Annotated in this window: 18 protein-coding genes and 3 tRNA genes; 15 read left to right on the plus strand and 6 right to left on the minus strand. The window is 59.0% G+C overall.

The window, feature by feature from the left end:
- Positions 1 to 266 precede the first annotated feature (266 nt).
- Positions 267 to 2090: a sigma-54-dependent Fis family transcriptional regulator gene (locus tag N5D61_RS10410; protein WP_279892497.1), complete on the minus strand. Its 1824-nt coding sequence runs from the start codon at positions 2088 to 2090 to the stop codon at positions 267 to 269.
- A gap of 336 nt (positions 2091 to 2426) precedes the next feature.
- On the opposite strand from N5D61_RS10410, the gene N5D61_RS10415 reads away from it, so the two are divergent.
- From N5D61_RS10415 to N5D61_RS10440, 6 genes are all read left to right on the plus strand, one after another.
- Positions 2427 to 3521 carry an ABC transporter ATP-binding protein gene (locus N5D61_RS10415; protein ID WP_108238306.1) on the plus strand — a complete coding sequence of 365 codons (1095 nt, stop codon included), beginning with the start codon at positions 2427 to 2429 and terminating at the stop codon, positions 3519 to 3521.
- The gene (locus N5D61_RS10420) at positions 3521 to 4651 is read left to right on the plus strand and encodes an ABC transporter ATP-binding protein (protein WP_279892499.1); all 1131 of its coding nucleotides are present in this window, start codon (positions 3521 to 3523) and stop codon (positions 4649 to 4651) included. The genes N5D61_RS10415 and N5D61_RS10420 overlap by 1 nt, the downstream gene beginning before the upstream one ends.
- Entirely contained in the window at positions 4644 to 5510 is an 867-nt protein-coding gene (locus N5D61_RS10425) for a sugar ABC transporter permease (RefSeq protein WP_108238220.1), read from the plus strand. Before N5D61_RS10420 ends, N5D61_RS10425 begins: the two co-directional genes overlap by 8 nt.
- Before the next feature lie 10 nt (positions 5511 to 5520).
- On the plus strand, positions 5521 to 6321 hold the full coding sequence (locus tag N5D61_RS10430) for a carbohydrate ABC transporter permease (RefSeq protein WP_108238221.1): 801 nt from the start codon (positions 5521 to 5523) through the stop codon (positions 6319 to 6321).
- Positions 6322 to 6334: 13 nt separating this feature from the next.
- Positions 6335 to 6607, plus strand: a complete 273-nt coding sequence (locus N5D61_RS10435; protein ID WP_108238222.1) for a DUF2160 domain-containing protein — start codon at positions 6335 to 6337, stop codon at positions 6605 to 6607.
- Between the two features lie 86 nt (positions 6608 to 6693).
- Positions 6694 to 8466: an ABC transporter substrate-binding protein gene (locus N5D61_RS10440; RefSeq protein ID WP_108238223.1), complete on the plus strand. Its 1773-nt coding sequence runs from the start codon at positions 6694 to 6696 to the stop codon at positions 8464 to 8466.
- Positions 8467 to 8557: 91 nt separating this feature from the next.
- On the opposite strand, the gene folD is transcribed toward N5D61_RS10440, so the two are convergent.
- Complete coding sequence (gene folD, locus N5D61_RS10445; RefSeq protein ID WP_279892504.1) at positions 8558 to 9412, minus strand: bifunctional methylenetetrahydrofolate dehydrogenase/methenyltetrahydrofolate cyclohydrolase FolD; 855 nt, start codon at positions 9410 to 9412, stop codon at positions 8558 to 8560.
- A 307-nt stretch (positions 9413 to 9719) separates the two neighbouring features.
- Here folD and N5D61_RS10450 point away from each other — a divergent pair.
- From N5D61_RS10450 to N5D61_RS10490, 9 genes are all read left to right on the plus strand, one after another.
- Positions 9720 to 9796: transfer RNA gene (locus N5D61_RS10450), tRNA-Arg, on the plus strand.
- A 41-nt stretch (positions 9797 to 9837) separates the two neighbouring features.
- Positions 9838 to 9913, plus strand: a tRNA-His gene (locus N5D61_RS10455).
- A 60-nt stretch (positions 9914 to 9973) separates the two neighbouring features.
- Positions 9974 to 10058 (plus strand) — tRNA-Leu (locus tag N5D61_RS10460).
- 374 nt (positions 10059 to 10432) lie between these two features.
- Positions 10433 to 11743, plus strand: a complete 1311-nt coding sequence (tig, locus tag N5D61_RS10465) for a trigger factor (RefSeq protein WP_108238225.1) — start codon at positions 10433 to 10435, stop codon at positions 11741 to 11743.
- A gap of 91 nt (positions 11744 to 11834) precedes the next feature.
- On the plus strand, positions 11835 to 12476 hold the full coding sequence (gene clpP / locus N5D61_RS10470; RefSeq protein ID WP_108238226.1) for an ATP-dependent Clp endopeptidase proteolytic subunit ClpP: 642 nt from the start codon (positions 11835 to 11837) through the stop codon (positions 12474 to 12476).
- Positions 12477 to 12591: 115 nt separating this feature from the next.
- Positions 12592 to 13875 (plus strand): ATP-dependent Clp protease ATP-binding subunit ClpX, encoded by a 1284-nt coding sequence (clpX, locus tag N5D61_RS10475; RefSeq protein ID WP_279892507.1) that lies wholly within the window; start codon positions 12592 to 12594, stop codon positions 13873 to 13875.
- 182 nt (positions 13876 to 14057) lie between these two features.
- Positions 14058 to 16454, plus strand: a complete 2397-nt coding sequence (lon, locus tag N5D61_RS10480) for an endopeptidase La (RefSeq protein WP_108238228.1) — start codon at positions 14058 to 14060, stop codon at positions 16452 to 16454.
- A gap of 145 nt (positions 16455 to 16599) precedes the next feature.
- Entirely contained in the window at positions 16600 to 16872 is a 273-nt protein-coding gene (locus N5D61_RS10485; RefSeq protein WP_003183171.1) for an HU family DNA-binding protein, read from the plus strand.
- A 241-nt stretch (positions 16873 to 17113) separates the two neighbouring features.
- Positions 17114 to 18988 (plus strand): SurA N-terminal domain-containing protein, encoded by a 1875-nt coding sequence (locus N5D61_RS10490; protein ID WP_279892509.1) that lies wholly within the window; start codon positions 17114 to 17116, stop codon positions 18986 to 18988.
- A gap of 137 nt (positions 18989 to 19125) precedes the next feature.
- Here the strand turns inward: N5D61_RS10490 and fabI are convergent, their stop codons facing one another.
- Genes fabI through N5D61_RS10510 form a run of 4 tightly spaced genes read right to left on the minus strand, consistent with a single transcriptional unit; the run spans position 19126 to position 23645 of the window.
- Positions 19126 to 19920, minus strand: a complete 795-nt coding sequence (gene fabI, locus N5D61_RS10495; protein ID WP_108238230.1) for an enoyl-ACP reductase FabI — start codon at positions 19918 to 19920, stop codon at positions 19126 to 19128.
- Between the two features lie 18 nt (positions 19921 to 19938).
- Positions 19939 to 21549, minus strand: a complete 1611-nt coding sequence (locus tag N5D61_RS10500; RefSeq protein ID WP_279892512.1) for an ABC transporter ATP-binding protein — start codon at positions 21547 to 21549, stop codon at positions 19939 to 19941.
- A gap of 1 nt (position 21550) precedes the next feature.
- A complete protein-coding gene (locus N5D61_RS10505; protein WP_108238232.1) occupies positions 21551 to 22570 on the minus strand; it encodes an ABC transporter permease in 1020 nt (339 codons plus the stop codon).
- Position 22571: 1 nt separating this feature from the next.
- The gene (locus N5D61_RS10510; protein ID WP_108238233.1) at positions 22572 to 23645 is read right to left on the minus strand and encodes a microcin C ABC transporter permease YejB; all 1074 of its coding nucleotides are present in this window, start codon (positions 23643 to 23645) and stop codon (positions 22572 to 22574) included.

Below are 23645 nucleotides of genomic sequence, written 5' to 3' on the forward strand. Positions count from 1 at the left end.
ATGGGGTGTGTCAGGCGGATCTTCATCGCAGGCTCGACGCTGTCGCGGGCAAGCGCGCTCCTACGGGATGTGCGGCCGTCGCGGAACCGTCGTGCGCTACTGATCCTCTGTGGGATTGCGGTTGCCCGAGATCGAGGGGTGTCAGACGGATCTTCATCGCAGGCCTGACGCTGTCGCGGGCAAGCGCGCTCCTACAGTGATCGCGTTCCACCTGTAGGAGCGCGCTTGCCCGCGACGGCGTAGGCTCTGGCGGCACTAATCCACAGTCAGAAACCCTGTTCGCGCAACCGCTTGTACAAGGTGTTGCGGCTCACTCCCAGCCGTTTGGCCAACTGCGAAATGTTGCCCCCGGCAGCTTGCAGCAACTCGTTCAGTTCCTCCGGCGTGTCCAGCGCCATTTTGCGCTTGAAAGGCATTTCCGGCTGTGGACTAGCGCTGCCCAATTCGAAAAGCTCCAAATCCGCGAAGAAATCTTCCGGCAAATGCTCGGTTGAAATGGGCTGATCGTCCGCCAGCGCCAGCGCCACCTGGATCACGTTGCTCAGTTGGCGCAGATTGCCGGGCCATGGATGCCGCTCGAACAGCGCCAGGACCGACGGCTCGAAGCCTGCCCTCTGCTGCGGCTCACGGTACTGCTCCCAGATGGCATGGACCAGAGCGGCCTTGTCGGTGCGGTCCCGCAGTGGCGGCAGTTCAAGGTTCAGCCCGCTGATGCGGTAATACAGGTCCTGCCGGAAGCGCCCGCTTTGCACCTGCTCGCGCAACGAACAGTGGGTCGCCGAAATGACGCGTATATCCACCGGGAACAGCTCGCTGCTGCCCAATGGCTGGACGCAACGCTCTTGCAACACGCGCAGCAAGCGGGCCTGGACGGGCAGCGGCATGTCGCCGATCTCGTCGAGAAACAGCGTGCCTTTGTCCGCCTTGCGAATCAGGCCGATGCTGCCTTTAGGGTGAGCCCCGGTGAACGCGCCTTTTTCGTAGCCGAACAACTCGGCCTCCACCAGTTCCGAGGGAATGGCCGCGCAGTTCACCGCGATGAAGGGCTGACTGGCCCGCGAACTGGCCTGATGCAGGTTTTTGACGAACACCTCCTTTCCCGCTCCGGTCTCGCCGAGGATCAGCAGCGGGACGTTCTTTTCCAACAACCGCTGGGCCTGGCGAGCCGCCTTGGCGACCTTCTCGTCGCCGATGATTGCAGGCCGGGGCTGGGGCGCGGACGTGATGCTGCGCAACGTGGGCACCGGCGCGGTCGGGCGCCTGATCGAGCCATGGAAACGGTTGTGCCCTGCGGCCTGAAGTGCGAAGGGCTGGCCTTCCTGTTGGTCCAGCAGGTGCGCGACCGGCGTTTTGAACAGGTTCTCGATATTGGCGTGCAGCAGGCTGACGCCCAGCAGGTTGTCGGCACGACGATTCGCGCACAGGATTCGGCCGCTTTCGTCGAACACCAGCAACCCAGCCCACTGACTGTCCAGGTTGTTCAGGCCGGTGTTGAAGGTCAATTGGAAATAGCCGTGCTGGAATTGGTCGAGGATCAGCCGATTCTCGATGGTCTGGCTCATCATCTTCACCATCCCCAGCGTGTGCGAGGGAGGCAGGAAGCTGTCGCTGGACACATCCAGCACCGCGATCATCCGTCTCGACGCGTCGAAGATGGGCGCCGCAGAACCGGTCATGAACCGGTTGGCCTTGAGAAAATGCTCGTCGTGTTCGATGTGCACGGCCTGTTCACAGGCCAGCGCGGTGCCGATGGCGTTTGTCCCGACGCCACGCTCCAGCCAGTTGGCGCCTGCGACGAACCCCTGCTGCTGGTCGGGTTCGACGAAGCGTTTGGTGCCCCACGAATTAAGCACTTGACCTTGCTGATCGGCCAGGAGAATCAGGCAATTCGAATTGCTGAGGATGTTCTCGTAGAAGGGCAGGACCTGCTGATGGGTCGTCTGCACCAACGAATGGTGGCGTTCCAGCAGTTGAGCGATCTGCCGCTCAGGCAAGCGGTTGAAGGCGGGGCGGGATTGATGGTCCAGGCCGAACTCTCGGCAGCGGGCCCAAGAATCCAGAATGATCGTGTCGTGAGCTGTAGCGGCCATAGGCTGGCTCCGTCCTGATGCTTTTATTGTTTTTTGGGGTACCGCTTTGGCGGAGCATCCGTGCTCGAAACGTTCACCCATTGTTGTTCAGATGTGTTCAAAGTCAATGTTCATTTTGTTCAGCTGTTCAGTCTTTCCTGTTCATTTGTGTTCACCTACGAATGTTCATTCGCAGAGCAGGTGACGTTGAAGGCTCTGGAACGGTGCTTCTGGCGTCGTGTTCACTTGCGAAGATGGTTTGGCACGATTGTCGCTATCCAACAAGCGGTCGACGAATGTCACCCGCAAGATTCAAAAACGCTTCACCCGAACAAGACAAATAACAAAGGGCACGTCATGTCTCTCACGCTTGAGCACGTCAGCCGCACGGTCGACGGTCAGATCTGGATCGACGACGCCTCGCTGAGCTTCGAACCTGGGTCATTCAACGTATTGCTGGGGCGCACCTTATCAGGCAAAACCAGCCTGATGCGCTTGATGGCCGGCCTGGACAAGCCGGACAGCGGCCGGGTACTGATGAATGGCAAAGATGTCACCCAGGTTGCGGTGCGGCACCGCAACGTTTCGATGGTCTATCAGCAGTTCATCAACTACCCCAGCATGACGGTGTTCGACAACATCGCCTCGCCGCTGCGTCAGGCAAAGATGCCTAAAGACGAAATCGAGCGCCGCGTGCGTGAAACCGCCGGGATGCTGCGGATCGAGAAGTTTCTCGGCCGTTACCCCCTTGAACTCTCCGGTGGCCAACAGCAGCGCACGGCCATGGCCCGCGCCCTGGTCAAGGACGCCGAGCTGATTCTGTTCGATGAGCCGTTGGTCAACCTCGATTACAAGCTGCGTGAAGAGCTGCGTCAGGAAATGCGCCAGTTGTTCGAGACTCGCAACACCATTGCGGTCTATGCCACTACCGAGCCCAACGAAGCATTGGCCTTGGGCGGGACCACCACGATCCTTCACGAAGGTCGGGTGATTCAGAGCGGCAAGACGTCTGAGGTGTATCACCAGCCGAAAACCGTGCTAGCGGCCGAGCTGTTCTCCGAGCCTCCGATCAACCTGATGCCGGGGCGCATCGAGGGCAATGAAGTCAGCTTTGCCAATTTCGTGCACTTCCCGCTCAACGTTGACCTGCGCAAGATCGGCGATGGCGACTACCGTTTCGGCGTGCGCCCCAGCCACTTGAGCCTGGTGCCGTCCAACGATGACGATCTGGAACTGGCGGTTACCGTCGAACTTGCAGAAATCAGCGGTTCGGAAACCTTCCTGCATGTGCGCAACGAGCACTTCTCATTGGTGCTGCACTTGCCGGGTGTTCATGAATACGACGTCGATACGCCGATTCGGGTGTACATCCCCACTCACAAACTGTTCGTTTTCGATCAGCAGGGCGGTCTGATTCAAGCGCCGGGCCTGCGCATGGCGAGGGTTGCCTGATGGCCGAGATCCGATTGCAACAACTCGCACATAGCTACAGCGCAAATCCCACAGGCCCTGAAGACTACGCGATCCGCGAGATGACTCATATCTGGGAGCAGGGCGGGGCGTACGCTTTGCTCGGGCCATCGGGGTGCGGGAAGTCCACGTTGCTCAACATCATTTCCGGTTTGCTCAGCCCGTCGGAAGGCAAGGTGCTGTTCGATTCGACCCTGGTCAACGAGATGTCCCCCGAGCAGCGCAACATCGCTCAGGTTTTCCAGTTTCCCGTGGTCTACGACACCATGACGGTGTACGACAACCTGGCATTTCCGCTGCGCAATCAAGGCATGCCAGAGCCGAAGATTCAGACCAAGGTGCAGGAAATCGCCGAGGTGCTGGACTTGCAACCGCTGCTGAAGAAGAAGGCCAGAAACCTCACCGCCGACGAGAAACAGAAGGTCTCCATGGGGCGCGGGCTGGTACGAGACGACGTGTCGGCGATTCTGTTCGACGAGCCGCTAACGGTCATCGACCCGCACCTGAAGTGGAAACTGCGACGTAAGCTCAAGCAGATTCACGAGCAATTCAACATCACCATGGTCTACGTCACCCACGATCAATTGGAGGCCTCGACCTTCGCCGACAAGATCGCGGTGATGTATGGCGGGCAAATCGTACAGTTCGGCACCCCGCGTGAGCTGTTCGAAAAGCCTCACCACACTTTCGTCGGTTACTTCATCGGCAGCCCGGGCATGAACCTGATCGAGGTCACTCCCGAGCCAGGCGGTGTGGGGTTCGGCGGCATTCACCTTCCGCTTCCGGAGGCCTTGCAGCAGCGGTTGGCTTCGACGCCCTGGAAAACCCTCAAGGTCGGTATCCGGCCCGAGTTCGTCCATGTTTGGGACGGCCCGTTCGACGATGCGATGTGCGCACAGGTGACTTACGTCGAAGATTTGGGGACCTACAAGATTCTCACGCTGAACCTGGCAGGCCAGGCATTGAAAGTCCGCTTGCAGGAAGACAAGCCGGTGCCTCAGGGCCAGGCCTGGATCAGCTTCCCAGCGCAGTGGTTGATGCTGTACGCCGATGAATTTCTGCTGGAGGCCGAGTCGAATCGCACGCCGGCCAGCGAGGTGCCGCATGAGTAAGGTGCAGAACAACAAGGCCTGGTGGCTGGTGCTGCCGGTGTTTCTCTTGGTGGCATTCAGCGCCATCATCCCGATGATGACCGTGGTCAACTACTCCGTGCAGGACATCTTTGACCAATCCAGCCGCTATTTCGTCGGGGCCGACTGGTTCAAACAGGTGCTGCAGGACCCGCGATTGCACGATTCTTTACTGCGCCAGTTCATTTATTCGGGCTGCGTGTTACTGATCGAAATTCCGTTGGGCATCGGCATTGCCCTGACCATGCCGACCAAGGGTCGCTGGTCCTCGGTGTGTCTGATCCTGATGACGATCCCGCTGCTGATCCCGTGGAACGTGGTGGGCACCATCTGGCAAATCTTCGGTCGGGGAGACATCGGTCTTTTGGGCTGGTTTCTGAACAACGTGCTGCACATCAACTACAACTATGCAGGCAACGCCTCGGATGCGTGGGTCACGGTGCTGGTGATCGATGTCTGGCACTGGACGTCCCTGGTGGCACTGCTCTGCTACTCGGGGCTGCGGGCGATTCCTGACGTGTATTACCAAGCGGCCCGGATCGATCGCGCATCCAAATGGGCCATCTTCCGACATATCCAGTTGCCGAAGATGAAGAGCGTGCTGCTCATCGCCGTGATGTTGCGATTCATGGACAGCTTCATGATCTACACCGAGCCCTTCGTCTTGACCGGGGGTGGGCCAGGCAACTCCACCACCTTCCTCAGTCAGACACTGACGACCATGGCGCTCGGCCAGTTCGACCTGGGGCCGGCGGCGGCGTTCTCGCTGGTGTATTTCCTGATCATTCTGTTGGTGTCGTGGGTGTTCTACACCGCCATGACCCACGGCGAAAAGAACTGAGGAGCGACCCATGAGTCTGCGCAAGACACTGCCCTTGTGGATCTACCTGCTGTTTCTGCTGGTGCCGATCTATTGGCTGGTCAACATGTCCTTCAAGACCAACACCGAAATCCTCGGGGGCCTGACCCTGTGGCCGCAGGATTTCACGCTGGCCAACTACCGGGTGATCTTCACCGACGAGAGCTGGTACAGCGGCTATATCAACTCGCTGTATTACGTTTGCTTGAATACCGTGATCTCGCTGAGCGTGGCCTTGCCCGCCGCCTATGCGTTTTCCCGCTATCGTTTTCTGGGCGACAAGCATTTGTTCTTCTGGTTGCTGACCAACCGCATGGCGCCACCGGCTGTGTTCCTGTTGCCGTTCTTCCAGCTGTATTCGTCGATCGGCCTGTTCGACACCCACATCGCTGTCGCGCTCGCTCACTGCCTGTTCAACGTACCGTTGGCGGTGTGGATCCTGGAAGGCTTCATGTCCGGCGTGCCCAAGGAGATCGATGAAACCGCCTACATCGACGGTTACAGCTTTCCCAAGTTCTTCGGCAAGATTTTCATCCCGCTGATCGGCTCGGGGATCGGTGTCACGGCGTTCTTCTGCTTCATGTTTTCCTGGGTCGAATTGTTGCTCGCGCGGACCTTGACGTCGGTCAATGCCAAGCCGATCGCGGCGGTCATGACCCGTACCGTATCGGCGTCAGGTATCGACTGGGGCGTGCTGGCGGCCGCCGGGGTGTTGACTATCCTGCCTGGCATGCTGGTGATCTGGTTCGTACGCAACCATGTGGTCAAGGGCTTCGCCCTTGGTCGGGTCTGAGGGAGGCAAAGAAATGGAGTGGATGTCCTGGACACTGCCGACTGCCCTGTTTTTCGGATCGATCGCTGCCTTGCTGGTGGCAATGACGGTCTGGGAATTGCGCTCGGCAAGCATCGAACGTCGTGGTTTTCTGCCAATGGCCACCACCCGTGGGGACCGGTTGTTCATCGGCCTTCTCGGCAGCGCCTACCTGCATTTGCTGGTGATCGGCGCCACCGACTGGAGCATCTGGGTGGCCTCGGGAGTGTCTCTGATCTGGCTGCTGGTGGTGATGCGTTGGGGGTAAACGGTTGAAAGGCGTTCTCGTTGTAGGCGGGAAATGCAAGCAGGTTGAAACGCGGGACTACATAAGAATCAACACTGGAGGTGTCTATGTTCAATAAGAAAAACAAGCTGCGACATAGTGTGACGGTAGCGACCATGGTAATGCTCAGCGGCTTGAGCGTGTCGGCATGGGCGGATCAGTACGAAGACGCCGCGAAGAAGTGGGCGGCCAGCGAATTCAAGCCGACCACCTTGTCCGACGCCGATCAGCTCAAGGAATTGGAGTGGTTCATCAAGGCGGCCGAGCCGTTCCGCGGCATGGACATCAAGGTGGTGTCCGAAACCCTGACCACCCACGAGTACGAATCGAAAACCCTGGCCAAGGCCTTCACCGAAATCACCGGTATCAAAGTGACCCACGACCTGCTTCAGGAAGGTGACGTCATCGAGAAGCTGCAGACCGCCATGCAGTCGGACAAGAGCATCTATGACGGCTGGGTCAATGACTCGGACCTGATCGGCACTCATTTCCGCTACGGTAAGGCGCTGTCTCTGACAGACCTGATGGCCAGCCCCGAAGGGGCGAAGGTCACGTCGCCGACGCTGGACATCAAGGACTTCATCGGCACCTCGTTCACCACGGCGCCGGACGGAAAGCTGTATCAGTTGCCTGACCAGCAGTTCGCCAACCTGTACTGGTTCCGAGCCGACTGGTTCGAGCGCGCGGACCTGAAGGAAAAGTTCAAAGCCAAATACGGTTATGAACTGGGGGTTCCGGTCAACTGGTCAGCCTACGAGGACATCGCCAAGTTCTTCAGTGAAGACGTGAAGGAAATCGACGGCAAGAAAGTCTATGGCCACATGGACTACGGCAAGAAAGACCCGTCCCTTGGCTGGCGCTTCACCGATGCCTGGTTCTCCATGGCGGGCAGCGGTGACAAAGGCTTGCCGAACGGGTTGCCTGTGGATGAGTGGGGCATTCGAGTCGAGGACTGCCATCCTGTCGGCTCCAGCATCACCCGAGGTGGCGACACCAACGGCCCTGCCGCGGTCTACGCGACCCAGAAATACATCGATTGGCTAAAAGCCTACGCGCCACCGGAAGCCGCGGGGATGACCTTCTCCGAATCGGGCCCGGTGCCTTCCCAGGGTAACGTCGCGCAGCAAATTTTCTGGTACACCGCGTTTACGGCCGATATGACCAAACCGGGGCTGCCGGTGATGAATGCCGACGGCACGCCAAAATGGCGAATGGCGCCTTCTCCGAAAGGTCCCTACTGGAAAGAGGGCATGAAACTGGGCTATCAGGACGTAGGGTCGTGGACGTTCCTGAAATCGTCTGACGAGAAGAAACGCCTGGCAGCCTGGTTGTATGCGCAGTTCGTGACATCCAAGTCGGTCTCGCTGAAGAAAACCATCGTGGGTCTGACGCCGATTCGCGAATCGGACATCAACTCCAAGGAAATGACTGCCCTGGCGCCAAAACTCGGTGGCCTGGTCGAGTTTTACCGCAGCCCGGCCCGTGTGCAATGGTCGCCAACCGGTACCAACGTCCCGGATTATCCGAAGCTGGCGCAGTTGTGGTGGAGTCACGTGGCAGAAGCCGTCACCGGCGAGAAAACCGCGCAAGCGGCGCTGGACGGGCTGGCCAAGGACCAGGATGCGATCATGACCCGGATCGAGCGCTCCAAGGTTCAGGAGGCGAGTGGCTGTGCGCCGAAAATGAACCCCGAAACTTCGGCGGAAGAGTGGTACAGCAAAGCCGAGAAGAGCGGTGGCAAGTTCCTGGCACCACAGCGCAAACTGGCGAACGAGAAGCCGAAGGGCGAAACCATCGCCTATTCGGACCTGCTCAAAAGCTGGGAAGCGGCCAAGAAGTGAGAAATGGCCAGCGGGTCTGACACTGACCTGAGGCTTCCAGGCAAAAAAAAACGGCACCCGCAAGGTGCCGTTTTCATTCACGCCGTGCTGCTCAACCGTGCAACGTTTCGGCGGCGTAGAGGGTATTCTCCAGCAGGCACGCGCGCGTCATCGGGCCGACGCCGCCGGGAACGGGGGTGATCCAGCCCGCGCGGGGCAGGGCGGTTTCGTACACCACGTCGCCGACCAGCTTGCCGTCTTGCTGACGGTTGATGCCGACGTCGATCACGATCGCGCCTTCCTTGATCCACTCACCCTTGACCAGGCCGGGCTTGCCCGCTGCCACAACCACCAGGTCGGCGCGGCTCACGTGGCCCGCCAGGTCTTCGGTGAACCGATGAGTGACCGTGACGGTGCAACCGGCCAGGAGCAATTCCATGGCCATTGGACGGCCCACGATATTGGAAGCGCCCACCACGACCGCGTCCTTGCCATAGAGATCGACCCCCGTGCTTTCCAGCAGGGTCATGATGCCTTTCGGCGTGCATGGCCGCAGCAGAGGAATGCGCTGCGCCAAACGGCCAACGTTATAAGGGTGGAAACCATCGACATCCTTGTCCGGGCGGATCCGCTCCAGCAGGGGTGAGGAATCCAGGTGCTCCGGTAGCGGGAGTTGCAGCAGGATGCCGTCGATGGCCGGATCTTCGTTGAGGCTGTCGATCAGATCGGTCAATTCGCTCTGAGTGGTCGCGGCCGGCAGGTCATAGGCCCGGGAAATGAAGCCGACCTCTTCACAGTCTTTGCGTTTGTGCGAGACGTAAACCTGAGAGGCGGGGTCGCTGCCGACCAGAATCACCGCGAGGCCCGGTGTGCGCAGCCCTTGCTCGCGACGTTCGGTGACTCGTTGGGCGATCTGCTGGCGAAGGTTGGCTGCGATCGCTTTGCCGTCTATTAGTTTTGCAGTCATTACGCGTGATTAACCATCGGAAGGGTGGGAAAAAGAGCGCGCATTCTCGCATGACAACGGCCAAGGGCAAAGGCGGTTGGTCCGCTTAATAAGCTAAGCCCTTTAATTAACTGAATTTTTTAGAAAAAAGTGTTGACGCCCCCGGAGGTCGTCTATAAGATTCGTCGCACTTGTCGGGCACAACCCCACACACGATAAGCCGGAAGCGGCAAATCAAGTCGAAAGGTTGGTAAAGTCAGGTGGAGTTTAAATCGACTCAGTGTGATTGAAAGCTCTAGTTTGCCTTCGAAAGAAAGCGAATTGACCAGCGCCCGTAGCTCAGCTGGATAGAGCATCCGCCTTCTAAGCGGATGGTCGCAGGTTCGAGTCCTGCCGGGTGCGCCACTTCAGGCAGCTTTGGCACAAGTAGGTTGTAACGCGATATGGTGGGCGTAGCTCAGTTGGTAGAGCACAGGATTGTGACTCCTGTTGTCGTGGGTTCGATCCCCATCGTCCACCCCATATTCGAAAAGGCGCCAGATTGATAGTCTGGCGCCTTTGCTTTAAGAAGCGCTTCAAAACGCGGACGTGGTGGAATTGGTAGACACACTGGATTTAGGTTCCAGCGCCGCGAGGCGTAAGAGTTCGAGTCTCTTCGTCCGCACCAGTTAAAAGCCCTGAACATCGCCAATGGCGATTCGAGGTTTGGAAAAAGCCGCCCCGTGCGGCTTTTTTTGTTTCGGCGTATCGGTTTCACGCTGGAGCGAGCCCGTCACGCTCTCGCACACGGGCTTTTCCGGAGTGTTTCCAGGGAATGGATCGACATTCGGTCGCGCTTCGCTTCCTTATATATAGAGGGCGCAAGCTGCGTTCCAGACCGCTCGCGAAGATTCGCATCTTCCTCCTTTTCCTTCTGGTTGCATTCCATCGTATTTACCCTTCTTCAGTAGGGTGACTTCTTGAGATTGACCCACTAGAATGCTTGCCCTTGATTCTGGGGTCGGAAACGGCCGGCTAACGTCTGTGCAACGAGGAATATCCATGCAAGTTTCTGTTGAAAACACTTCCGCTCTCGAGCGCCGCATGACCATTGGCGTGCCAGCTGAGCGCATCGAGACCGAAGTCAACAAGCGTCTGCAGCAGACCGCACGTAAAGCCAAGATCCCGGGCTTCCGCCCTGGCAAAGTGCCTATGAGCGTGATCCGCCAGCGTTATGAGGATGGCGCCCGTCAGGAAGCGCTGGGCGATCTGATCCAGGCGACCTTCTACGAAGCCGTCGTCGAGCAAAAACTGAACCCGGCCGGCGCGCCTTCTGTCGAGCCCAAAGCCTTCGAAAAAGGCAAGGATCTCGAGTACGTCGCCACCTTCGAAGTGTTCCCTGAGTTTTCCGTTGCGGGCTTCGAGTCGGTTTCGGTAGAGCGTCTGTCAGCTGATGTCGCGGACTCCGATCTGGACAACATGCTCGAAATCCTGCGCAAGCAGAACGTTCGTTACGAAGCTGTCGACCGCGCCGCTGCGAACGAAGATCAACTGACCATCGACTTCGTCGGCAAAATCGACGGCGAAGCCTTTTCCGGTGGCTCGGCAACCGGTACTCAACTGGTGCTTGGCTCGGGCCGCATGATTCCTGGCTTCGAAGACGGGCTGGTGGGTGCGAAGGCGGGCGAAGAGCGCGTTCTGAACCTCACGTTCCCCGAGGACTACCAGAACCTGGAGCTGGCTGGCAAAGCCGCCGAGTTCACCGTGACCGTGACTTCGGTTTCGGCACCTGTCCTGCCAGAGCTGAACGAAGCGTTCTTCACCCAGTTCGGTATCAAGGAGTCGAGCCTGGAAGGTTTCCGCGCCGAAGTTCGCAAGAACATGGAGCGCGAGCTGCGTCAGGCCATCAAGTCCAAGGTCAAGAACCAGGTCATGGACGGTCTGCTGGCGGCCAACCCGATCGAAGTCCCCAAAGCCTTGCTGGAAAACGAAGTGAACCGTCTGCGCGTGCAGGCCGTTCAACAGTTCGGTGGCAACATCAAGCCTGACCAACTGCCCGCCGAGCTGTTCGAAGAGCAGGCCAAGCGTCGTGTCGAGCTGGGTCTGATCGTCGCCGAAGTGGTCAAGCAGTTCGACCTCAAGCCTGATGAAGCCCGCGTTCGCGACCTGATCCAGGAAATGGCGTCCGCTTATCAGGAGCCGGAGCAGGTGGTGGCCTGGTATTACAAGAACGAACAGCAGATGAACGAAGTGCGTTCGGTTGTGCTGGAAGAGCAAGTTGTGGATACTGTTTTGCAGAAAGCGAGCGTGACCGATAAAGCGGTCTCGTACGAAGAAGCCGTCAAGCCGGTGGAAGCTCCAAAAGCCGACTGATTTCTTTCTCTCGTTCGAAAACACCATAAGCCAGCCTTCGTGCTGGCTTATGCGTATTCAAGACATGACTATTTGGGAGTGAATGCGAGACATGTCCCGCAATTCTTATATTCAGCAGCACTCTGACATCCAGGCCGCTGGCGGCCTGGTCCCGATGGTTATCGAGCAGTCCGCCCGTGGCGAACGCGCCTATGACATCTACTCCCGTCTGCTCAAGGAACGTGTGATTTTCCTGGTCGGCCCGGTCGAAGACTACATGGCCAACCTGATCTCGGCGCAGTTGCTCTTCCTTGAAGCGGAAAACCCGGACAAGGACATCCATCTGTACATTAACTCGCCAGGCGGTTCGGTGACGGCGGGCATGGCGATCTACGACACCATGCAGTTCATCAAGCCGGATGTGTCGACCACTGTGATGGGGCAAGCTTGCAGCATGGGCGCGTTCCTTTTGGCTGGCGGGGCCAAAGGCAAGCGTTTCGCATTGCCGAATTCCCGCGTGATGATTCACCAGCCGTTGGGCGGATTCCAGGGGCAGGCGTCGGACATCGACATCCATGCCAAGGAAATCCTGTACATTCGCCAGCGCCTGAACGAGTTGCTGGCCCATCACACAGGCCAGTCGCTGGAAACCATCGAGCGCGACACCAACCGCGACAACTTCATGAGCGCCGAGCGTGCCGCCGAGTATGGTCTGGTGGATTCGGTTCTCGATAAACGTCAGATGATCAAATGATCGGCTGACAGGCAGTAATCCCGGGTGGTCGGGGCTCCCGTACCACCTGCGGACTTGAAAAAGCCCGCAATTGCCTTCATCTTGTGTTGCAAGCCTACCGGATTGGATCGATCGAATGACTGACACCCGCAACGGCGAGGACAACGGCAAACTGCTTTATTGCTCCTTCTGCGGCAAAAGCCAACATGAAGTGCGCAAGTTGATTGCCGGCCCCTCGGTATTTATCTGTGACGAGTGCGTCGACCTGTGCAATGACATCATCCGCGAGGAGGTGCAGGAAGCACAGGCAGAAAGCAGCGCGCATAAATTGCCCTCGCCGAAAGAAATCAGCGGCATCCTTGACCAGTACGTCATTGGTCAGGAGCGTGCCAAGAAGGTTCTCGCAGTAGCGGTGTACAACCACTACAAGCGCTTGAACCAGCGCGACAAGAAAAACGACGACGTTGAATTGGGCAAGAGCAACATCCTGCTGATCGGCCCTACGGGCTCCGGCAAGACCCTGCTGGCGGAAACGCTGGCGCGTTTGCTCAACGTACCGTTCACCATCGCCGACGCCACCACCCTGACCGAAGCCGGTTATGTGGGTGAGGACGTGGAAAACATCATCCAGAAGCTGTTGCAGAAGTGCGATTACGATGTCGAAAAGGCCCAGACGGGCATCGTCTACATCGACGAAATCGACAAGATTTCCCGCAAGTCCGACAACCCTTCGATCACCCGCGACGTATCGGGTGAGGGTGTGCAGCAGGCCCTGCTCAAGCTGATCGAGGGCACCGTGGCTTCCGTTCCGCCACAAGGCGGTCGCAAGCACCCACAGCAGGAATTCCTGCAAGTGGACACGCGCAACATTCTGTTCATCTGCGGCGGTGCTTTCTCTGGCCTTGAGAAAGTCATCCAGAATCGCTCCACCAAGGGCGGCATCGGCTTCAATGCCGAGGTGCGCAGCAAGGAAGAGGGCAAGAAAGTCGGCGAGTCGCTGCGTGAAGTCGAGCCTGACGATCTGGTCAAGTTCGGTCTGATCCCCGAGTTCGTGGGTCGCCTGCCCGTCCTCGCGACGCTGGATGAGCTGGACGAAGCGGCGCTGATGCAGATCCTGACCGAGCCGAAGAACGCCTTGACCAAGCAGTACGGCAAGTTGTTCGAAATGGAAGGTGTGGACCTCGAATTCCGCACCGACGCACTCAAATCGGTGGCCCGTCGTGCTCTGGAGCGCAAGACAGGCGCCCGTGGGCTGCGCTCCATTCTCGAAGGCGTTTTGCTCGACACCATGTACGAAATCCCGTCGCAGCCTGACGTGAGCAAAGTGGTGATCGACGAGAGCGTCATCGAGGGTTCGTCCAAGCCGCTGTTGATCTACGAGAACAGCGAGCCACCCGCCAAGGCGGCTCCGGACGCATAACCCTTGCCACTGATGCACGGGCGACTGTAAGACGAAAGGGGCCCTCGGGCCCCTTTTGCATTTGAGCGGCGCCTTCGCATTAACTCGACGCGGCGCTTGTATTTTTGCAAGCCTACCCCCATCTTGGTTTTCAGCTCATTTTTATCTGTCCATGGCCTTAAGGCCGCCGTAGAGGCGAAATCATGAAGACGACCATTGAACTGCCTCTTTTGCCATTGCGCGATGTCGTGGTGTATCCGCATATGGTGATCCCACTGTTCGTGGGTCGCGAAAAATCCATCGAGGCCCTCGAGTCTGCGATGACGGGCGACAAGCAAATCCTGTTGCTTGCCCAACGCAACCCTGCAGACGATGACCCTGGCGAAGACGCCCTTTATAGCGTGGGTACCGTTGCAACCGTATTGCAGTTGCTGAAATTGCCCGACGGTACCGTCAAGGTCCTGGTGGAGGGTGAACAGCGCGGATCCGTCGAGCGTTTCATCGAAGTGGATGGCCACTGCCGCGCCGAAGTGGCGCTGATCGATGAGGTCGACGCACCGGATCGCGAGTCCGAAGTGTTCGTGCGCAGCCTGTTGTCGCAGTTCGAACAATATGTGCAGTTGGGCAAGAAAGTCCCGGCTGAAGTCCTGTCATCCCTCAACAGCATCGATGAGCCCGGGCGTCTGGTCGACACCATGGCTGCCCATATGGCGCTGAAGATCGAGCAGAAGCAGGAAATCCTCGAGATCATCGAGCTCGGCGCCCGTGTCGAGCACGTGCTGGCGCTGCTGGATGCCGAAATCGATCTGCTTCAGGTCGAGAAGCGCATTCGCGGCCGTGTGAAGAAGCAAATGGAGCGCAGCCAGCGCGAGTACTACCTGAATGAGCAGATGAAGGCCATTCAGAAGGAATTGGGCGACAGCGAAGAAGGCCACAACGAAATCGAAGAGCTGAAGAAGCGCATCGATGCCGCAGGCCTGCCGAAAGACGCCATGACCAAGGCCACGGCCGAGCTGAACAAACTCAAGCAGATGTCGCCGATGTCCGCTGAGGCCACCGTCGTGCGCTCCTACATCGATTGGCTGGTGCAGGTGCCGTGGAAGGCTCAGAGCAAGGTGCGGCTGGACCTGGCGCGCGCTGAGGACATCCTGGATGCCGACCACTACGGCCTTGAAGAAGTCAAAGAGCGGATCCTCGAATACCTCGCCGTGCAAAAGCGCGTGAAGAAGATTCGCGGGCCGGTCCTGTGCCTCGTCGGTCCGCCCGGCGTCGGCAAGACGTCGCTGGCCGAGTCGATCGCCAGTGCCACCAACCGCAAGTTCGTGCGCATGGCGTTGGGCGGTGTGCGTGACGAGGCCGAAATCCGCGGCCATCGCCGTACTTACATTGGCTCCATGCCTGGCCGTCTGATCCAGAAGATGACCAAGGTTGGGGTGCGCAACCCGCTGTTCCTGCTCGATGAAATCGACAAAATGGGCAGTGACATGCGCGGCGATCCCGCGTCGGCGCTGCTCGAAGTGCTCGATCCCGAGCAGAACCACAATTTCAACGATCACTATCTGGAAGTCGACTACGACCTGTCGGATGTGATGTTCCTGTGCACCGCCAACTCGATGAACATTCCGCCGGCCCTCCTGGACCGCATGGAAGTGATCCGTCTGCCGGGCTACACCGAAGACGAGAAGATCAACATCGCCACCAAGTACCTTTCGCCCAAGCAGATCGCTGCAAACGGCCTGAAGAAGGGCGAGATCGAGTTCGAAGAAGAGGCCATTCGCGACATTATCCGGTACTACACGCGTGAGGCCGGTGTCCGCAGCCTGGAGCGTCAAATCGCCAAGGTCTGCCGCAAGGCGGTCAAGGAACACTCGGGCGAGAAGCATTTCAAGGTGGTCGTGACGGCTGCAATGCTGGAAGGCTTCCTCGGCGTACGCAAGTTCCGCTACGGCCTGGCGGAGCAACAGGACCAGATCGGCCAGGTCACCGGGCTGGCATGGACTCAGGTGGGCGGCGAGTTGCTGACTATCGAAGCGGCCGTGGTGCCGGGCAAGGGGCAGTTGATCAAGACCGGCTCACTGGGGGACGTGATGGTCGAGTCCATCACCGCCGCGCAGACCGTGGTCCGCAGCCGAGCCAAGAGCCTGGGGATTCCCCTCGATTTCCATGAAAAACGCGACACGCACATCCACATGCCGGAAGGGGCGACGCCGAAGGACGGTCCGAGTGCGGGTGTGGGCATGTGCACCGCGCTGGTGTCGGCGCTGACGCAGATCCCGGTGCGGGCCGATGTGGCCATGACGGGCGAAATCACCTTGCGCGGGCAAGTGCTGGCGATTGGCGGTTTGAAGGAAAAATTGCTGGCCGCTCACCGCGGTGGAATTAAAACGGTGATCATTCCAGAAGAAAACGTGCGTGATTTGAAGGAAATTCCGGACAATATCAAGGCGGACCTGCAAATCAAACCCGTCAAATGGATTGACGAAGTCCTGCAAATTGCGCTGCAATACGCGCCGGAGCCCTTGCCGGATGTGGCTCCGGAGATGGTCGCAAAGGATGAAAAACGCGAGTCTGACTCTAAGGAAAGAATTAGCACGCATTAGTCTGGGGGGCCTTCCTTGACAGCTTTTTAGAGCCCTTGTTATAAAGCGGCTCTTTCCAGCGTCAGCAGGCCACTCAGCGTTTGTTTGGCTTCACAGAAAAACTTAGAAAATATACTCAATATAGATAGATATAAGGGGACTTAGAGTGAACAAGTCGGAACTGATTGATGCTATCGCCGCATCCGCTGACATCCCGAAAGCTGCTGCTGGCCGTGCGCTGGACGCAGTAATCGAATCCGTCACTGGCGCTCTGAAGGCTGGCGACTCCGTTGTACTGGTTGGCTTCGGCACGTTCTCCGTCACTGACCGTCCTGCCCGTACCGGCCGTAACCCACAGACCGGTAAGACTCTGGAAATCCCTGCGGCCAAGAAGCCAGGCTTCAAAGCCGGTAAAGCGCTGAAAGAAGCCGTCAACTGAGTTTCCTTTCACCTTTGCCTAGCGCCAGAACAGCGTCATCTCTGCTCTGGTCGTAAAGCGGCAGGTGCGGTTGGTCAAGCGCTGGCCTGTCACCTTGGGGAACGGACGTTCGAACCCTATCCGCTTTGCACGTTACGAGAAGGCGCATCCTCGGATGCGCCTTTCTTCTATCCGGAATACACCCACGCTCCGCTCCATGTGTCGCAGCTTGGTGAGTTGAGTAAAACCCTCTGGGGGACGCATGCTGCAGAATATCAGGGACAATTCACAAGGCTGGATTGCCAAGACCATCATCGGCGTTGTCATTGCGCTGATGGCCTTGACCGGCTTCGACGCCATTTTCAGGGCCACCAGCCACAGTCAGGACGCGGCGAAGGTCAACGGCGAGGAAATCACTCAAAACGAGCTCGGCCAGGCCGTTGAAACGCAACGTCGCCAGCTCATGCAGCAGTTGGGCAAGGATTTCGATCCTGCCATGCTCAACGAGAAGATGCTGCGCGATTCGGCGCTCAAGGGTCTGATCGACCGCAAGCTGCTTTTGCAGGGCGCTGCCGATTCCCATTTCGGCTTCTCCGAGGCAGCGCTGGATCAACAGATCCTGCTGACCCCTGAGTTCCAGGTGGACGGCAAATTCAACGCTGACCGTTTCGATCAGGTCGTTCGTCAACTGGGCTACAGTCGCCTGCAATTCCGCCAGATTCTGGGCCAGGAAATGCTGATCGGCCAACTGCGCGCGGGCATCGCCGGCAGCGCTTTCGTCACCGACGCTCAAGTCGATGCATTTGCCCGCCTGGAGAAGCAGACGCGGGATTTCGCCATGCTTTCCCTGCCCGCTGACACCGCCAATGTGAAAGTCAGTGACGACGAGGTCAAGGCTCACTACGACGAGCACGCCAAGGAGTTCCTGAGCCCCGAGCAGGTGGTGCTGGATTACATCGAACTGAAGAAGTCCTCGTTCTTCGACAAGGTCTCGGTGAAAGATGAAGACCTCCAGGCCGCCTACCAGAAAGACATCGCCAATCTGGCCGAGCAGCGTCGTGCGGCTCACATCCTGATCGAGGTCAATGACAAGACCACCGATGCACAGGCCAAGGCGAAGATCGAAGAAATTCAGCAGCGTCTGGCCAAGGGCGAAGATTTCGCTGCGCTGGCCAAGGCCTACTCGCAGGATCCAGGGTCGGCCAGCAAGGGCGGTGACCTCGGTTACGCAGGCAAAGGCGTTTACGATCCAGCGTTCGAGGATGCGCTTTACGCGTTGAACAAGGATCAGGTCTCGGCCCCCGTCAAGTCCCAGTTTGGCTGGCACCTGATCAAGCTGCTGGGCGTCGAGGCGCCGTCGGTGCCGACCTTCGCCAGCCTGAAAGACAAATTGACCCATGACCTGAAGTCTCAGCAGGTCGAGCAGATGTACGTGGATGCGAGCAAGAAATTGCAGGACGCTGCATACGAAGCCTCTGACTTGACTCAGCCTGCACAGGATCTCGGCCTGAAGGTGCAGACCACCGCACCGTTTGGCCGCGAAGGCGGGGAAGGCGTTGCCGCCAACCGTTCCGTGGTTCAGGCCGCTTTCAGCACGGAAGTGATGGAAGAAGGTTCGAACAGCTCGGCGCTGGAGCTCGACCCCGACACGACCGTCGTCGTGCACATGAAAGAGCACCGCCAGCCGGAGCAATTGCCGCTGGAGGCGGTTGCCGATGCGATCCGTGCCCAGTTGGTCAAGAACCACGCGTCCGAAGCGATCAAGGCCAAGGGCGAGGCGCTGCTGGCGGGGCTGCGTGACGGCAAGGTGCCGTATACCACCACCAAGCAGGACGGTCAGAGCTGGAAAGTGGTGGAAGCGGCCTCCCGCGGCCAGGACGGCGTCGATCCTCAGGTCTTGCAGACCCTGTTCCGCATGCCGAAGCCCGAAGGCAAGGACAAGCCGGTCTATGCCAGCCTGACTGCAGCCGATGGCGGCTACGTGATCATACGTCTCAACGGCGTAAACCAGGCAGCGCCGGCCACCGACGCCGAGAAAACTCAGTACCGCCGCTTCCTGGCATCACGAGAAGGCCGTCAAGACTTCGAGTCGTATCAGGCGCAGTTGCAGTCGGCCGCGAAGATCGATAAGTACTGATCGGCAACAGGCGCTGAAAACGCAAAAGCCCCGCTCGCAAGAGACGGGGCTTTTTCGTATGCAGCGGATGGTGCGGGGGTGATCGTTGCCCTGTGGTGCGTGGGAACGATCAACCGATCAGCCGTGAAACGGGTGCATCAGTCCTGCAGGTCACCCATGGCGGTGGTGTTGAACCCACCGTCGACGTACATGATTTCACCGCTGACACCGGACGCCAGGTCCGAGCACAGGAAGGCGCCGGCGTTGCCGACTTCATCGATGGTCACGTTGCGACGCAGCGGGGTTTGGGCTTCGTTGGCGTCCAGCATTTTGCGGAAGTTCTTGATGCCCGAGGCGGCCAGGGTGCGGATCGGACCGGCCGAGACCGCATTGACGCGAGTACCTTCCGGGCCCAGGCTGCGGGCCAGGTAACGGACACCGGCTTCCAGGCTGGCTTTGGCCATGCCCATCACGTTGTAGTTCGGCATGGTGCGCTCGGCGCCCAGATACGACAGGGTCAGCAGGCTGCCGTTGCGGCCTTTCATCATCTCGCGACCGGCTTTTGCTAGGGCCACGAAGCTGTAGGCGCTGATGTCGTGGGCGATGCGGAAACCGTCACGGGTGGTGGCGTCGGTGAAGTCGCCGTCCAGTTGGTCGCCCGGCGCGAAGCCCACGGAGTGCACGATGCAGTCCAGACCATCCCACTTTTTGCTCAGCTCCGCGAAGACCTTGGCGATTTCTTCGTCGCTGGCCACATCGCACGGGAAGCACAGCTCGGCACTCGAACCCCAGCCCGCTGCGAATTCTTCGACGCGACCCTTGAGTTTTTCGTTCTGGTAGGTGAAGGCCAGTTCGGCACCCTCACGGTGCATGGCGGCAGCGATACCGGATGCGATGGACAGTTTGCTGGCGACACCGACGATCAGGACGCGCTTACCGGCGAGAAAACCCATGGTTTTTTCCTCTTCAGGTTAATCGACAGTTGCGGGGGCCAGAAACGCGGCTTCCAGCAACTGCTGTGTATAAGGATGTTGCGGTGCGGCGAAGACAGCTTCTGCCGCACCCTGTTCGACCACTTGGCCTTGCTTGACCACCATTAGCTGGTGGCTCAGCGCTTTGACTACCGCCAGGTCATGGCTGATAAACAAATACGTCAGGTTGTACTTGGCTTGCAGCGAGCGCAAAAGCTCCACTACTTGGCGCTGAACGGTCCGGTCGAGAGCCGAGGTCGGTTCGTCCAGCAAAATCAGCGCCGGTTTTAACACTAATGCCCGTGCGATGGCGATCCTTTGCCGCTGCCCACCGGAAAACTCATGGGGGTAGCGGTGCCGAGTGGCCGGGTCCAGGCCCACTTCCTTGAGCGCTTCCACCACCGCGGCTTCCTGTTCGACCGGCGTGCCGATCTTGTGGATGCGCAATCCTTCACCAACGATGTCGCACACCGACATCCGTGGGCTGAGGCTGCCGAACGGGTCTTGGAACACCACCTGCATCTGCCGCCTCAGTGGCCTGACCTGATCCTGTTTGAGGCAGGCCAGCGACTCGCCTTGAAAGCGTATCTCGCCCTCGCTGCGAATCAACCTCAGAATGGCCAGCCCCAACGTCGATTTGCCTGAGCCACTTTCGCCGACGATCCCCAGCGTCTGGCCCTTGGGCAGACTGAAATGGATGCCGTCCACCGCCTTGACGTGATCGACGGTGCGTTTGAACACGCCTTTCTTGATCGGAAACCAGACCCGCAGGTCGTTGACTTCCAGCATCGGCGCTCCGGGAACGTTGTTCGCCGGGCCTCCTTTGGGCTCCGCCGCGATCAATTCTTTGGTGTACGGATGCTGCGGCGCACGGAACAGTTCTTCGCACGACGCCTGTTCGACGATGCAACCGCGCTGCATGACACATACGCGGTTGGCAATTTGTCGAACGACGTTCAAATCGTGGCTGATCAGCAACAACGCCATGCCCAGCCGCCCCTGCAATTCCTTCAGCAGTTTGAGGATTTTCAGCTGTACGGTGACGTCCAGCGCCGTGGTCGGCTCATCGGCGATCAGCAGTTCGGGCTCGTTGGCCAGGGCCATGGCGATCATGACGCGCTGACGCTGGCCGCCGGACAGCTCGTGTGGGAGGGCTTTGAGACGTTTGTGCGGCTCGGGTATGCCCACCAGCTCCAGCAACTCCAGGGTGCGACGCGTGGCGGCCTTGCCCGTCAGGCCCTTGTGCAAGCCGAGCACTTCGTTGATCTGCTTTTCCACGGACTGCAGCGGGTTCAGCGACGTCATCGGCTCTTGGAAAATCATCGCGATACGGTTGCCGCGAATCGCGCGCATGCGTTTCTCACTGGCCGTCAGCAGGTCATGCCCACGATAGGTAATGCTGCCCGTTGGGTGCTGCGCCAGAGGGTAGGGCAGCAGCCGCAGGATCGAATGGGCGGTCACCGATTTGCCAGAACCGCTCTCGCCGACCAGCGCCAGGGTTTCGCCCTTGCGGATGTCGAAACTGATGCCCTCGACGACGCGCTGCACCTGCTTGCCGTTGACGAACTCGACGGACAGGTCGCGGATTTCGATCAAGTTGTCCTGGTTCATCTCATTTCCTCGGGTCGAACGCGTCACGGGCGGATTCGCCGATGAACACCAACAGGCTCAGCATCAGCGCCAATACAGCGAAAGCGCTGATGCCCAGCCACGGCGCCTGCAGATTGGACTTGCCCTGCGCCACCAGCTCACCCAGCGAGGGCGACCCGGCGGGTAGGCCGAAGCCCAGGAAGTCCAGCGCTGTCAGGGTGCCGATCGCGCCAGTGAGGATGAACGGCATGAAGGTCATGGTCGAGACCATGGCGTTGGGCAGGATGTGACGGAACATGATCGCTCCGTTCTGCATGCCCAGCGCGCGGGCGGCACGCACGTATTCCAGATTGCGGCCACGCAGGAATTCGGCACGCACCACGTCCACCAGGCTCATCCACGAAAACAGCAGCATGATGCCCAACAACCACCAGAAATTGGGTTGCACGAAACTGGCGAGGATGATCAACAGATACAGCACTGGCAAGCCGGACCAGATTTCCAGAAACCGCTGACCGACCAGATCGACCCATCCGCCATAAAAGCCCTGCAATGCCCCGGCGATGACCCCGATGATCGAACTGAGCACCGTGAGGGTCAGGGCGAACAGTACCGAAATGCGAAAGCCGTAGATGACCCGCGCCAGTACGTCACGCCCCTGATCGTCAGTGCCGAGCAGGTTCTCACGCGAGGGCGGAGCAGGGGCCGGGACTTTCAGGTCGTAATTGATGCTTTGGTAGCTGAACGGGATTGGCGCCCATAAGGTCCAGCCGTCTTTTGCCGCGATCAGCTCTTTGATATAGGGGCTCTTGTAGTTGGCTTCCAGCGGAAATTCCCCACCGAAAGTGGTCTCCGGGTAGCGCTCGAACACCGGGAAATACCAGTGCCCGTCATATTTGACGATCAGCGGCTTATCGTTGGCGATCAGTTCCGCGCCGAGGCTCAGGCAGAACAGCAGCAGAAACAGCCACAGCGACCACCAGCCGCGTTTATTGGCCTTGAACCGTTCGAAACGGCGTCGGTTGAGAGGGGACAAGGTCATGTCAATGGTCCCTGCGGTCGAAGTCGATACGGGGGTCAACCAGGGTGTAGGTCAGATCGCCTATCAGCTTCACCACCAATCCCAGCAAGGTGAAGATGAAGAGGGTGCCGAACACCACCGGGTAGTCGCGGTTGATCGCGGCTTCAAAGCTCATCAAGCCCAGGCCATCAAGGGAGAAGATCACCTCCACCAGCAGCGAACCGGTGAAGAAGATGCCAATGAATGCAGACGGAAACCCGGCGATCACCAACAGCATCGCGTTGCGGAACACATGGCCGTAGAGCACCCGGCGCTGGGTCAGGCCTTTGGCTTTGGCAGTAATCACGTATTGCTTGCCGATTTCATCGAGAAAGCTGTTCTTGGTCAGCAGCGTCATGGTGGCGAAGTTGCCGATGACCAGCGCCGTGATGGGCAGGACCAGGTGCCAGAAGTAGTCGCCGACCTTGCCGAGCCAATTCATTTCGTCGAAATTGCTGGACGTCAGGCCCCGCAGCGGGAACCAGTCGAAATAGCTGCCACCGGCAAATACCACGATCAGCAGGATGGCAAACAGAAAGGCCGGAATCGCGTAGCCGACGATGATGGCCGAACTGGTCCAGACGTCGAAGGCGCTGCCGTGTCGCGTGGCTTTGGCGATGCCCAGCGGGATCGACACCAGGTACATGATCAGCGTGCTCCACAGGCCCAGGGAGATGGAGACCGGCATTTTCTCGATGATGAGGTCGATGACCTTGGCATCGCGAAAGAAGCTATCGCCGAAATCGAGGCGCGCGTAATTCTTGACCATGATCCACAAGCGTTCCGGCGCCGATTTATCGAAGCCATACATGTGCTCGATTTCCTTGATCAGCGCCGGGTCCAGCCCTTGGGCACCACGGTACGTCGATCCGGCGACCGAGACCTCCGCGCCGCCACCGGCGATGCGGCTGGTGGCGCCTTCGAAGCCTTCGAGCTTGGCGATCATTTGCTCCACCGGGCCACCGGGCGCGGCCTGGATGATCACGAAGTTGATGAGCAGGATGCCGAACAGGGTCGGCACGATAAGCAGCAAGCGCCGCAGAATATACGCCAGCAT

This window comes from Pseudomonas sp. GD03842 (genome assembly GCF_029841165.1).
GTDB lineage: Bacteria > Pseudomonadota > Gammaproteobacteria > Pseudomonadales > Pseudomonadaceae > Aquipseudomonas.